This window comes from aff. Roholtiella sp. LEGE 12411 (assembly GCF_015206995.1).
In the GTDB taxonomy this organism is placed as follows: Bacteria; Cyanobacteriota; Cyanobacteriia; order Cyanobacteriales; family Nostocaceae; genus Komarekiella.
Window position 1 is genome coordinate 1 of sequence record NZ_JADEXR010000153.1, and the last position, 13,739, is coordinate 13,739.

A 13,739-nucleotide genomic window follows, 5' to 3' on the forward strand; every position below is an offset into this window, starting at 1 on the left:
CCCCTGCCCCAATCCCCAATTAACAGTAACTAATCCTTGATAATTCATCCTTCGAGAAATGGCAATCGAATTTACTAAGTATCACGGTCTAGGTAACGATTTTATTCTGATTGATAATCGCTGGTCATCTGCGCCTGCACTGACACCAGAGCAAGCTATCAAGTTGTGCGATCGCCATTTTGGTATTGGTGCTGATGGTGTAATTTTTGCCCTACCTGGAGAAAACGGTGCTGACTATACCATGCGAATTTTTAATTGCGATGGTTCAGAACCAGAAATGTGCGGTAATGGCATTCGCTGCTTAGCTGGTTTTCTGGCAGATTTAGAGGGCGAATCCCGGAATCAAGACCGATATCGCATTCATACCCTAGCTGGTGTAATCACACCCCAACTCATGTCTGATGGTCAAGTGAAAGTAGATATGGGTTTACCCCGGTTACTCGCTCTGGAAATTCCCACCACTCTCGCACCCGCGGAAGAAAAAGTCATTAATCAACCACTAGAAGTGGCTGAGCAAATTTGGAATGTCACCTGTGTGAGTATGGGAAATCCTCACTGCATTACTTTTGTCAAAGATGTCGCAGCAATTTCCTTAGAAATTATCGGCCCCCAGTTTGAGCATCATCCAGTTTTTCCCCAACGGATAAATACTGAATTTATTCAAGTAGTTCGCCGTGACTACCTGAAAATGCGGGTGTGGGAACGGGGTGCTGGGAGCACCCTGGCTTGTGGTACTGGTGCTTGTGCTGCCTTAGTCGCTGGTGTCTTGACAGATAAATGCGATCGCACTGCTACTGTAGAACTACCAGGCGGGCCCTTACAAATCGAATGGTCACAAATAGATCAGCGTATTTATATGACTGGATCTGCTGAGCGGGTATTCACTGGTAAGATATGAGTCACGTTAATACAGCATTTTCCCTGACAGCTTTTTGTTTTTTGTTTTCCCTTGAAAGTTTGGGATTTTTCCCTGTTTATAAAGGGTCTAATACTGGTATCTTAATATTTTTTGGATAAGCCCTCAAAACCTTTTTTATGGTCAGGGAAAAGCCTAAGTAAAAAACCATAGTAGGGTGAGCATTATAATGCTCACCCTACTATCTTCTAAGAGGATGTTTTAAAAGTTTTAGGCGAATATAATTCGCTACTACACAGGCAAAGTCCGCCTGCGCGGACTAACATAAAATTAAGGTTTTAAAACCTGCCTCCGCAGGTTTCGTCTGTGTAGCCAAGCCACTGCGTTGGGCGGCTATGCCGACTTGTAGCAAGTGGCGCGCGATTTCTAATCGCCTGGGCAAGTGATAAATTAGACTTTACAAACATCCTCTAATAAAAAGCGTTCAGATTATTATTGCATAGCGCTTAAAAAGAGTGAGATAGTTTGTAGCGCTCAGGATTAGAATCAAATTTGTCATGAGCCAAAAGCAATAAACTTAGCCTGCTTATTTCTAACTTTAGGTGAATTTAATATCTACAAAATATATTTAGAAATAATAACAGAGGTGTTACACACTTTGCTTAATTTGTGCAACGCCTCTTTAAGTAAGTGAGGCAAAAATTATGTCATATCAAGTTATGGAATCTAGTTCATTTGTGGAGTTATCCACAGAGGAACAGCAGCTTCTGTCTGGAGGATGTAAAGATTGTGGAGGCAAGAAATATCAGTACCATCGCCACCACCATCATCACCACCATGTTCACGAGTTTAGATACCCCAAGAAAGACACAAAAGACTGTTATGATAATGACAGTGACTAATGATTTCCTACATAGATAGGTAACACTTTTGTAACGAAAAGGTAGGATTCCCTTGATTGAGGCTCAGTTTTTACTAAGTCCTAAAATAGGGAATACCTACCAAATAAAAAATATTTTGAAACCTCTTAGTTTAAGTAAATTTATACATAATTTTGAACAAAATATTAATCTGAATTTGACGGTTTTAAAAAGTAAAAGGGACTGGGGAAGGTGGGGCCCCCTCTGCGGATAAGGGGCAATGGGTAACTTGTACTGAGCAACTCGTGCCGAGCGGAGCCGAGGTAAGCCGTTGGCGCAGCCTCTCGTAGAGAAGTATGGGGCATGGTAAAGAAGCTACCAATGCCCTACCTTATGCCCAAAGCGGCCGGGTGACTATCCCTCTACAGACACCTGGGGATGGAGTTTTCCGTCGCTTTCAATCAATAGGTTATGAGCAAACTTACAACAGTTAAAAGCATTATATAAAGCTTGTATGAACTGGATTCTTGCTTGTGCAGATATGCCTTTAGTTTATATATAAAATTTATTTATGTATTATTTTAATATAAACGTATATCACAAAATTATAACTGACACAAAAAAGAATTGCGTATTAGTCAATAAATCAATGCTTTTTATGAAAAATAAAACAAAATTTCATAAGATCTCGGCTTTTTAATAAGTGAACAAAATACATCTATGGGAAGACTAAACTTCCAATTATATATCTTTTTTAATGTATTAGTTTTTACATAAAATTGTATTTTAAAGATTGGATAAAGAAGTTTACAACACTCAGTAATAGTGATACATAAGTAACTGTGGGAAATAAACCCAAAAAAATACTAGAAAAACAATTCAAAAAAGCTATTTTCCCAAAATTTCTAGGACTTACGCACTATACAAATAGAGCATTATATGCATTGAGTGAATTTGGTCGTTCCAGACTTTTGACAATTACCGCCACATGGATGGCGATCGCTAAAAGACAATTGAAAGATCACGTTTTCACGCCTGAAACCCATCCCTTATACCTATAGGATTTCTATTTGATTTTTGAAAAAACTGCGTACACCTCTAACTCCATTTTTTCCTATTCCCCATTCCCTGTCTCTACGAGTCAGTTCACGAATCAAATCGGATTACTACATTATCTAATTGCAACACAACGAGAAGAGAACAGAACTTAATTTGAACGGTCTTTATTTGCACCAAGGAGTTTATAACGTATGGTAACAGGACATTCAAGAGTAGTAGTGGCAAAAGAACAGATATCTTCTGATTTGGCTGGAGAGGCGGTTATCCTCAATCTCAAGTCTGGGACTTATTACGGTCTAAATGCTGTGGGTGCTAGCATCTGGAATTTAATCCAGCAGTCAAGAACTATCAGTGAAATTCAGGATGCTCTTTTGGCAGAATATGAGGTTGAGCCTGAGCAGTGCGATCGCGAACTGTTAGTAATCCTCCAACAACTCGAAGAGCAAGGGCTAATTGAGGTAAATCATGAAGCGGTTGGGTAAGTTTCTGAACCTGACAAATAGCGATCGCCATCTATTGATCAATACGTTTATCTTGTTGGGATTGATCAAAATAGGGCTGTGGTTGCTACCTTTTCAAAGGTTGCTGCAACTATTATCTACAATTAGTCAAACAAGCCTGAAGTCTCAGGAAATACAGCGAACTGATTTGGGCAAAATTGTCGGAGCAGTTAATGTGAGTAGTCGCTATATCCCCGGTGGTGTCAAGTGTCTAGCTCGTGCTTTAACAACACAGGTACTCATGACTCGGTATGGCTACTCACCTGAACTCCGAATTGGCGTTGCTAAGAAGGAGGGAGGAAAGTTAGAAGCCCATGCGTGGGTCGAAAGTCAAGGACAGGTAGTGATGGGCTATCTTAGAGAGCTTTCCAGCTTCACTCCGTTGCCATCTCTTGAAGGAGTAGAGAGATTATGAGCGGTATTGTAGGTATTTACTATCTTGATGGTAGACCAGTAGAGCGGGAAAATCTGGGGCGAATGGTGGACATTCTGGCTCACCGAGGCCCTGATGGAGCAGATATCTGGTGCGAAGAGTCTGTTGGTCTAGGACATCGGATGTTATGGACTACACCTGAATCTCTGCTGGAGAAATTGCCTCTAGTAAACCAAACTGGTAATCTGGTGATTACGGCTGACGCTAGGATTGATAACCGAGATGAACTCATCTCTGCACTCAGTCTTACCGACCGCCCAGTGGAGAAAATTACAGATAGTCAGCTAATCTTAGCTGCTTACGAAAAGTGGGGTGAGCAATGTCCAGAGAAACTGATAGGTGACTTTGCCTTTGCTATCTGGGATGGACGACAGCAAAAGTTATTCTGCGCTAGAGACCACATGGGGGTTAAGCCCTTCTATTACTATTGCTCAAATCGAGTTTTTATCTTGGCGTCGGAAATCAAAGCTCTGTTGAGCCTCTCAGAAGTGCCGCGCCGACTCAATGAACTTCAGGTTGCATATCATCTAGATATGTTCTTTGAAGATCAAGAAATTACTTTTTACCAAGAAATATTCCGATTACCTGCGGCACGTTATTTAACAATCAGCAGCACCCAAAAGATGCAGGTGCAATCCTATTGGGCGCTAGACCGCAAGCGCGAACTTCGCCTGAATTCAGATGAGGAGTATGCTGAGGCTTTCCGGGAAATTTTCACAGAAGCAGTGCGCTGTCGTCTACGGAGTGCGTTCCCCATTGGCTCAACTTTAAGTGGAGGGCTAGATTCTTCATCGATAGCCTGTACAGCACGTCAGCTACTGGCTAAATCTGGGAATCAACAGCTGCATACATTCTCTGCCATTTTTCCTAGTCTACCAGAGGAAGACCTGCCCTGGATAGATGAGCGTCCTTACATGGATGCAGTCAAAGCTCTAGGAGGCTTTCAGGCTCACGATGTACGGGCTGACTTGCTCACTCCTTTAATTGAAATTCTCTGGCGGGAAGAAGAACCGATTTTAGCTCCCAACTTGTACATTCATCAGGGAATGTATGAATGCGCCCATCAACATAGCGTTCGAGTTTTCTTAGATGGTGTTGATGGAGACAGTACAGTTTCTCACGGATGGCGTTATTTAACAGAACTAGCCTATACCGGTCGTTGGGTGACTCTAATGAAGGAAGTCACTGCTACAGGGCGAAGATTTCGAGTACCACGTAGTCAACTACTCTGGGCAAATTGCGTCAGTCCTCTATTAATAGAACCTGCTAATCAATTTTGGCAAGCATTGCGGAAGTATGTGGGGAAAACAAGTGCAAATAGTGAGTTGATTAACCCAGCTTTTGCCAAGGGAATCAAGTTAGTACAACAGACTCGAAAACTACTAAGTCACGAACCAGCATTGACCTTGACGGGTAGACAACAACACTGGCAAAGTCTGACGACTGGGCTATATCCTTACATATTGGAGATGGCTGACAAGACAACTGCGAGATATTCTTTGGAAGGGCGTTACCCATTTTTTGATCGGCGACTAATGGAATTTTGCCTGTCTCTACCCTCAAACCAAAAGTTTAGTCATGGTTTCTCAAGAGCTATTCTCCGCAATGCGATGACAGATATTCTCCCTCCAAAGATTCAGCAGCGAGTGAGCAAAGCTAACCTTGGTTTTAACTTCAAACGGCGATTGTTGGAGGATGAACGAGAAACTCTAGAAAAGGTGATAAACCAACCAAAATCTATTGAACCGTATGTAAATCTACCAGTCTTACGTGCTTCCTATGATCACTATTCCCACTTTCCTCAAAGTGAAGAAGAATCTTTGAATGTACTTTCTGGCGTAACTTTAGCTCTTTGGTTGAGTCAGCCGAATTTTACTACCTAGGTGAACCAAACCAAAACTGGTCCATCTCGTAGCTCTGATTGTCTTCAACTTTTTAGTTGTTATTGCTGGAAATGATCATAATTGATTAATTGATTTATAGGAATTTTTTTACCTGAAGCGTCTTTGGCATTAGCCGTTACCTCAATTTATACGAGTTTTTTATTTAAGCATTTTAACCACAGTTAAATGCCTTCAGCCTGTCTGAAGAATTAGTACCACACAAGGAGAATGTAAAAATGAAGAAATCTTGGAATACACCAGATTTGACAGTTTACGGTGCAGTTGAAAATCTGACTCAAAACAAAACAAAAAACCTGGGATCATCGGATGCGCTGAACGTATCAGTTAATCTTACTAGTCTCGGACTCGGCGTTATAACTATTGGAAGCTAGAAGTACCAATCTGTAAAATGGCACTAAGTCAAGATACAGCCTTTGCCTTGATTAGTTGCCAGTCTGAAGGCTGGAAACCGATCTTGAGAGGTTCTGCCTCTCGTCAAGTCCGTCCCAGCCTATAGACTAGAAACTAGGCAATGCGAGACTTTTGGCTGCTAAGCACTGTTAAACCCTAAAATATATGATATGTGTTTTTTCAACAACTTATATTTAGTATTTTTGTCAATGCGTAAGTCCTAGATTTTTTAGATTTCCCCAACTAAGTCAAGGTTAAGATTTCTTACCAATCTTGCTTCAGCAACCAAACACACTATCAAGTAAAGGACATCGAACTTGTTTTCTTACTTTGCCTATGGTGTAGGCATCCAGTCTGAGTTACCTATACCAGAATTTATTCATGCTCAAAGAGGGTGTGATGTTACTGTTCATATAGACAACGACCACACAGCAGTTGATTATTTGTCAGAACAAGTGATCAGCCAGCCTTGGAATCTCAAACTCTCTCTAGAGGAGTCAGTACTATATATCAAAGAAGTGGCGGTCTTTCTGGTGCAAGGTGGAGACAAGATTGTGGTTATTCCTGCACCAAATGCCTGTGATATACTGATTCGTTTCTATCTTGTCGGCACTGTTATGGCAATTTTGCTGTATCAGCGAGGGCTACTTGTATTACATGGCAGTGTAGTAAATATTCATGGCGGTGCAGTTGTTTTTCTTGGAGTGTCAGGTCAAGGAAAATCCTCAACATCAGCTGCATTTCTAGCGCAAGGATATGGCTTTCTTAGCGATGATGTTGCCCCAGTCACATTAGGTACTAAACCAGCTACAATTGCTCCTGGGTTTCCGCAAATCAAACTCAGTCGAGAAACTGCTGCGGCACTGGGATATGATTTTGAGTCTTTGCTAGTACTGCACCCAGACGACGAAAAACGGGGCTATCGTCTCACCCAGAACTTTTCTCAAACGCCACTTCCCATCAGCCGTATTTACGTCCTTGCTGACGATACAGAGTTTGGGATAGAGCCTTTGAACCCTAGAGACTCAGTAATGGAACTTGTACAGCACTCGCGCCCTACAACGTTATATCACTCTGGAGGTACATCACACTTTCTACAGTGTGTCGCCCTTGCCAAGGAACAGACTATCTATCGTCTCAAGCGACCCCGTGACCTGACCTTACTCCCTGAGTTAGTCAAGTTAGTGGAAAATCATCTTTCTTGCCAAATACAATCAGTCGTAGTTTGAAGGATGTTTATAGGGAAAACATTAAAACTGAAAATACAGCAAAGCTTACGCCTTTTACCTGCATTGCAGCTAGTGTGGCAAAGCGGACGCAGTTGGACGATCGCTCGTATAGTAATTCTAGTAATTCAAAGCACACTACCCTTACTATCGCTCTATCTGACCAAACTCCTCATAGACACAGTATCCACTAGCCTGATTACTGCCGATAAGACAACCGTTTTTCATCAAGGAGTCGTCCTCATTGTTATAGCCGGTGCTGTAACTCTAGCTACTACGCTCTGCAACTCCCTAGCAGAAGTGGTAAATACTGCCCAAAGCCAGCGTCTCACCGACTATATGCAAAGCATTCTTCATGCGAAATCGATTGAAGCCGATTTAGAATACTACGAAAATGCTCAGTACTATGATGCTCTGCAACGCGCTCAACAGGAAGCCCCTTATCGACCAAACCAAATTTTAAATCATTTAGCACAAGTAGGACAGAATGGACTATCCTTACTGGTGATGGTTGGCTTACTCCTGTCATTGCATTGGGGAATCGTAGGCATCCTGCTGGTTGCTGTCATTCCTGCTGTGCTGGTGCGGAGCAAATACGCCCAGATTATTTATAACTGGCAGCGTAAATGGACACCAATAGAGCGGCAAGCTACTTACCTCGGCTGGATGCTGACTTCAGACGTTTATGCCAAAGAAATTCGGCTATTTAATTTAGGCAACCTGTTTAGTGAAAGATTTCGCCACTTACGGCGGCAGATATATAAGGAAAGCCTAGCGCTGATCACAAGACGTTCTATGGCCAGCTTAGTTGCTCAAGCTATAGCTGGCATTTTCATTTTTGCTGTCTATGCCTTTATACTCTATCAAACCATCTTTGGTACTCTTCGTCTAGGAGATTTAGTACTGTATCAACAAGCACTGCAACGTGGACAGGCTGCTCTCCAAGGACTGTTGGGTAACTTGTCTAGTCTCTATGAAGACAACCTTTTTCTTGCCAACCTCTATGAATTTCTGGATCTCAAACCAAAGCTAGTTGAACCGTTACATCCTAAAGCTATTCCCCAAGCCATCAAAACTGGCATTATTTTTGACCATGTAAGTTTCCAATACTCAACCACTACCCGACAAGCACTTTTTGATATCAACCTGACCATTCGACCAGGGGAAGTAGTTGCATTAGTAGGTGAAAATGGCTCTGGTAAAACTACCCTAATTAAACTCTTATGCAGATTATACGATCCAACTACAGGGAATATCACTATTGATGGCATTGATCTAAGCCAATTCAAAACAACAGAGTTGCGTCGCCAAATCAGCGTAATTTTCCAAGACTACGCTAAATACCATCTTACAGCCTCTGAAAATATCTGGTTAGGTAACATTGATATCCCACAGGATCATGAAGATGTTACCAAAGCTGCTTATCGTTCTGGTGCAGATGCAGTTATCAAAAGCTTACCCCAAGGTTATGACACCATCCTGGGCAAATTATTTGACCAAGGAGAAGAACTCAGCATTGGTCAGTGGCAAAAAATAGCTTTAGCTAGAGCATTCCTGCGCGACTCCCAAATAATTGTCCTCGATGAACCCACTAGTGCATTAGACCCCAAAGCAGAAGAAGAAGTATTTCAAAAGTTCCGCCAACTCATCAATGGTCAAGCTGCTATCCTTATCAGCCATCGCCTTTCTACAGTAAAAATGGCCGATTGCATCTATGTGATGGAGCATGGGCGAATTGTGGAAAACGGTACTCATGAGGAACTGATGCAGCTAGGCGCTAGCTATGCACACTTGTTTGAAACCCAAGCCCAACACTATCGATGAAACGAGCGCGTAAGTTTTTCAACAATATAAATGCAGATCATTATCTTTTCAAACGACTTGCCTTCTCTTTGTTGAGTTTGTGGTTTTGGTGGGTAGTGGCTAACCTAATCAACGTGATGATAGGACAATTATCGTTCTTTACTATGCCCATGTTTGGCATTTTACAATGGCTAGTTTTGCGAAAATACATCCCGCATTTAGGTAGGTGGATACTAGCCAGTGCTTATGGTTGGATTACAGCATACTTAATTATTTATGTGTTTAAGATTGGGGAAAAGATTGTAGAAATTGCTCCTCAAGGATATTTATTAATACTCGGAGTCACTGTGAATATACAGGGAGTTTGGACATATATCTTGATTATGTTTTTAGCGTCAACTGTAATCGGAGTTTTTCAATGGCTAGTTTTGCGAAATCACATCCGGTACGCAATTTGGTGGATATTTGCCAGTTGTATCGGTGGAGTTGCTAGAGGAGGTGCGATCGCACTTGTTCTACCAATAGTAGATCCTACGCTTGTAGAAGTTATAGGTTCGTTGGCCTATGGAACCGTGACTGGTATTGCCTTGATAGGACTACTAAAAACTCGGATTCAGCGTCATCTTGAGCAACAGATGTATTGGAGTTAGATATTTGACTTTTTATGAAAACCTTAGTTAAACCACCGATTAAAGACTCAGAAACGGCGGGAGCAGAAATCGAGTTACTTCTGTGTTGTTCTCGAAGCCACATAGTTCCGGAAACAGTAGAGCGAATCAAAACGCTACTTCAGCAAGATATCGACTGGACTTACTTAATCCAAACAGCAGCTAGTCAAGGGGTGATACCGCTCTTGTACCAAAGCTTGAAAGCTACTTGCTCAGAAGCCGTTCCTGAAATTATCCTGACTCAATTACGCAGTTATTACCATACCAACGCCGTCCACAATCTGTTGCTAACTCAAGAACTGCTGAAGTTACTGGAGTTACTTAAGGAACACGATATCTATGCTATCCCGTTCAAAGGGCCGTACCTTTAATTGACATTAAAGTACCGAACCTGGGATTAGAGGACTTGCTTGTAATTCTCTGTGTGCATGGTTCCAAACATCTGTGGGAGAGACTAGCATGGATTTGTGATCTAGCTGAATTAATCCGCATTCATCAACAAACGGATTGGGAGCAGATAATGGCAAAAGCCAAAAAGCTAGGCACAGAGCGTATGCTTTTACTAGGTTTATATTTGGCACATAATCTTTTAGAAACTACTTTACCAGAGCCAGTTAATCAAAGAATTCGGGCTGATTTAGAATGCCAAAAACTTACTTTTGAAGTTTGTCAGGACTTTTTTAATCAAACTATCAGCCAAACAGAAGGCTTTAGCTTCAAAACATTCAAATTTCACATCAGAATGATGGAACGTCAACAGGATAAAATACATTACTGTATTGGAAGTTTTTGGCGTTGGATTATTCTTCCGATACTCCATAAAATGATGCCAACATTTCAAGATCAGCAGTTTTTATCACTGCCCAAATATTTGGATTTTCTCTACTATTTAATTCGACCAATTCGCTTGACTAGAAATTTAGTAGTAACTATATGGCAACGTCTTTTTAGTGGAGTTTAGTAACAAGTAGCTGAGCGAGTGTCAACTTGAGATGAAGCTAGAACACATCGACAACGACAATAACGAATAGTCGCTAGTTTTAAAAAAAGTACAATGCTTGATTAGATGTCCTATTCCCATGATTGAAATTCGTCAATGGCATTGCGAATTATGGAAGTTAGTTGAGCGCGACGAGTTTCAAAGTTGGCTGCAATGGAAATCAGGGTGATGCCTACTAGCAAGCCAATAACCCATTTCATAAAAGGGTAGCGCCAGCTGAAAATCACTGATTGATAAACACTAGTAATCAAAAACGTGGCTGTGCCAATGTAGAGAAAAGCCCGTACTCGCAAAGTTAATCCGGCAAAAATGGCAATGAGGCTGAAAATTCCAGGGATCAGGGCTGTTTCTTGATGAAATAAAATTGCCCATCCGCAAACTATACCACTACCTAACAATCTAAAACTATGGCGAGCTATTTTATATTCTGGTAGCTTCAACTGGGGATCTATTTGAGCAACATAAAGCAGTGATAACCCAATTGGTGTAACATACCACAAAGCATCAGTTAGGTGTAAGTCATCAAACCAGCGGGAAAGCGCCCAATTAAATAAAGCTACACTAACATAGGTAAAACGGATGTTTTTGCCAACTTTTGCTATGAAGATGTAGAAGCCAGCAGCAAGTAGTATGGAGATTGGGTAAACTCGCAGTCTAGTTTCCCATAAAATTATCAGTGGTACAATGTATGCAGCTTGTTGCCAAGGTCTTTTAGACCAACCCCAATTTTCCCAAGGCAGAATGTACAGAAAATAGGCTACCACACAGGCGATCGCACCATTCCAAGGAATTAGCGGCCCAGTCAAAAATTGCCCTACTGCTGTCTCGCGCCAATAAATTCTCATACCAGCTACCTCTAATAAACCGAGGTAAACCCAGATCTGTGCGATCGTTATTCCTCCCAACTTGTAGAGAGGAGTTTCGTTAACAAGCAAGACAGTACGTTGCGCTAATAAGTTTGAGGATTGGCTTCCCAAGTGCGGAACTTCTGGAGGTTGCCTTAATTGTATTAACTGCCGTACAATGCGCGATCGCCGTCCCTGAAAGATAGCATATCGAATCAAAAATACTCCGGTTGCTAATCCCACCAAACGGTTAACTCCGATGGGAGTAGTAATAGCAGCCATTAATAAAAAGCTACTCCAAGCCCAGTGAATATGGGCAATTGTTTTCAGTTCTTGCAAACTCAGGCGTAAGTAGCCCGAAAGCCAAGGGGAGAGGATGCGATAAGCATACATGATGCTAGCCCCAAGAGCAGACATGGCAATTAATCCATCTCCTAATGCTCCTCCTCTGGTTTGTAACATTTGATAGAACAAAAGTTCATAAGCAGCAATTGATAGGCCGATGATTCCTAGGTAAAGTAGCAGTTTGAAGTTTTCGCGGCGTCGTCCTACACCAATTACTATTAAAGCTACGCCCAAAGAACACAAACCTGTCCAGTTGGTAAAGGTGTCTAAACGTAGCAATATACTAAATGCACCATAGATTAGTGGCAAGATGTGAAAACTGCTAGGAAGCCTTTCTAATTGGTGTCGTCGCCGCCACCACTCTCCCAACAATTGAGCAATCAAACCCAAGGCGATATTAGCGATCGCAATCTTAACAGTTGAGCTTTCTCCAAAACCCAGCACTTCCGCAATTAACAATTCCAGACACCAACCGATGCTATAAAATGCCCAATTGGTTGGTTCCCGCCAACTGCGCTCAGCCATCGCTCCCAAGGTTATAGCAGTGGCAGTAAAGTACAAAAATCCTGGATCAACAATATTCTGGTAAACTAGCACTGAGTGCAACGTCAGCATTAATAACTCAAAGCCACACAAGGCGATCGCCCACTTATCGGTTGCTATTGCATAGATATCTGCTAACTTGTTACCTTGGCGCATCAGTGCTGTACGCGCTAACCATAAACTGAAAGTTGCGATCGCCCCGACAACAAACCAACCTGCTAGCGCCAGGCGAGGTAAACTAGGTAAACCTGTCCAAAGTAGCGCTCCAATGAAACTCAATCCAAAGCCTACTGTGATTACCGCAGATATTTGGTTTCGCAGATAGCGAGTATTTGTGAACATCAGCCCCGCACCCACAGCCAAACCGATTAATCTGGTTCCTGGTAACTGTAAAGTAAGTAACTGGGAAACACCCACAGCCAAGACGCTTAAGTAACTGTTTATAGTACGACGCTCTAAAGTTGTGCGATTAGCAATGCCAGTGAGAGCTAAAGGCGTAGCTAGCCAAATGATTCCCCAATGGTCTTGACTATCAGCTACACCATACCAAGATGATTTGGCATTTACCCATAATATGATAAAACTAACGGCTGCTAGTCCTAAACCAATGTACCAGGCACTACGTCGCCATAGTCCGTCGCCGAGGCTAAATCCGCATTCTGCTACCATTACAGCTAATAAAATGCTTGCCCAAGCTTCTTTACTGAGAGTTGGCACAAGCAAATTGATCATAGAGCAAAATGTTAGCAACCCCATGATGTGAGTCAGGTATATCAGGGGGGGAGAAGGGGAGGAGCGGCGTTTAGTGATGATCGCGAGAGTGGAGGTAGAAAGTAGCAGATTTAGCGATCGCAATGCGGGATTTATTAAGGCGATTGTTGTTAAAAAAGCGCCAAATAAGAGCGCTAAGAGTTCGCCAAACTTAGCTATTTCTTGCTTTTGGATGCGATACAGGCTCTCATTGAGCGCCACCATTAAAATTATGTAGGGAAATAAAGCCACACCCAGCAACGCCCAAGGTTCATTTTGAGCATTGGTAAGATATGTGCAAGTAGCGATCGCCCATTGCTGTAGTTCAGAAGGTACTAACCGCCAACCCAGCCAAATAGTTTGTAAGCCGATGACAAAAATCGCCGCTAAGTCAGTCTTTAAACTGTACCGCCATAAGCGACTTCCCACAAACCACAAACCCAAACCACATACAGCTATTGCTTGCCAGGGATAAGATATTACCGAAACTAGCCAACCTAGGATGAGTAAGATTGCGCCGAGTTTCTCCCAGAGTTTGTTAAAGAGGGGAAGAGGGG

General features: G+C 42.2%; 13 protein-coding genes. 12 read left to right on the forward strand and 1 reads right to left on the reverse strand.

What is annotated here, in order from left to right; all coding sequences use genetic code 11:
* The first annotated feature begins 58 nt into the window (after nt 1–58).
* The 12 genes from dapF (at nt 59) to IQ246_RS24065 (ending at nt 10,660) form a co-directional block, all read left to right on the forward strand.
* Nucleotides 59–898, forward strand: a complete 840-nt coding sequence (dapF, locus tag IQ246_RS24010) for a diaminopimelate epimerase (protein ID WP_194005839.1) — start codon at nt 59–61, stop codon at nt 896–898.
* A gap of 662 nt (nt 899–1,560) precedes the next feature.
* The gene (locus IQ246_RS24015) at nt 1,561–1,758 is read left to right on the forward strand and encodes a hypothetical protein (protein WP_194005840.1); all 198 of its coding nucleotides are present in this window, start codon (nt 1,561–1,563) and stop codon (nt 1,756–1,758) included.
* A gap of 314 nt (nt 1,759–2,072) precedes the next feature.
* Nucleotides 2,073–2,210, forward strand: coding sequence for a hypothetical protein (locus tag IQ246_RS24020; protein WP_194005841.1), 138 nt, complete (start codon nt 2,073–2,075; stop codon nt 2,208–2,210).
* 756 nt (nt 2,211–2,966) lie between these two features.
* A complete protein-coding gene (locus tag IQ246_RS24025; protein ID WP_194005842.1) occupies nt 2,967–3,257 on the forward strand; it encodes a lasso peptide biosynthesis PqqD family chaperone in 291 nt (96 codons plus the stop codon).
* The gene (locus tag IQ246_RS24030) at nt 3,241–3,690 is read left to right on the forward strand and encodes a lasso peptide biosynthesis B2 protein (RefSeq protein WP_194005843.1); all 450 of its coding nucleotides are present in this window, start codon (nt 3,241–3,243) and stop codon (nt 3,688–3,690) included. The genes IQ246_RS24025 and IQ246_RS24030 overlap by 17 nt, the downstream gene beginning before the upstream one ends.
* The gene (locus IQ246_RS24035; RefSeq protein ID WP_194005844.1) at nt 3,687–5,591 is read left to right on the forward strand and encodes a lasso peptide isopeptide bond-forming cyclase; all 1,905 of its coding nucleotides are present in this window, start codon (nt 3,687–3,689) and stop codon (nt 5,589–5,591) included. Before IQ246_RS24030 ends, IQ246_RS24035 begins: the two co-directional genes overlap by 4 nt.
* Nucleotides 5,592–5,827: 236 nt before the next feature.
* Nucleotides 5,828–5,983, forward strand: coding sequence for a hypothetical protein (locus IQ246_RS24040; RefSeq protein WP_194005845.1), 156 nt, complete (start codon nt 5,828–5,830; stop codon nt 5,981–5,983).
* Between the two features lie 336 nt (nt 5,984–6,319).
* Nucleotides 6,320–7,231 (forward strand): serine kinase, encoded by a 912-nt coding sequence (locus IQ246_RS24045; protein WP_194005846.1) that lies wholly within the window; start codon nt 6,320–6,322, stop codon nt 7,229–7,231.
* A 3-nt stretch (nt 7,232–7,234) separates the two neighbouring features.
* The gene (locus tag IQ246_RS24050) at nt 7,235–9,052 is read left to right on the forward strand and encodes an ABC transporter ATP-binding protein (protein ID WP_194005847.1); all 1,818 of its coding nucleotides are present in this window, start codon (nt 7,235–7,237) and stop codon (nt 9,050–9,052) included.
* On the forward strand, nt 9,049–9,681 hold the full coding sequence (locus IQ246_RS24055; protein ID WP_194005848.1) for a hypothetical protein: 633 nt from the start codon (nt 9,049–9,051) through the stop codon (nt 9,679–9,681). Before IQ246_RS24050 ends, IQ246_RS24055 begins: the two co-directional genes overlap by 4 nt.
* A 14-nt stretch (nt 9,682–9,695) precedes the next feature.
* On the forward strand, nt 9,696–10,070 hold the full coding sequence (locus IQ246_RS24060; RefSeq protein WP_194005849.1) for a nucleotidyltransferase family protein: 375 nt from the start codon (nt 9,696–9,698) through the stop codon (nt 10,068–10,070).
* 35 nt (nt 10,071–10,105) lie between these two features.
* Nucleotides 10,106–10,660 carry a nucleotidyltransferase family protein gene (locus tag IQ246_RS24065; protein ID WP_244142139.1) on the forward strand — a complete coding sequence of 185 codons (555 nt, stop codon included), beginning with the start codon at nt 10,106–10,108 and terminating at the stop codon, nt 10,658–10,660.
* A 110-nt stretch (nt 10,661–10,770) separates the two neighbouring features.
* Here IQ246_RS24065 and IQ246_RS30595 read toward each other — a convergent pair.
* A partial coding sequence (locus tag IQ246_RS30595; RefSeq protein ID WP_244142140.1) for a DUF2157 domain-containing protein occupies nt 10,771–13,739 on the reverse strand: 2,969 nt, incomplete at its 5' end.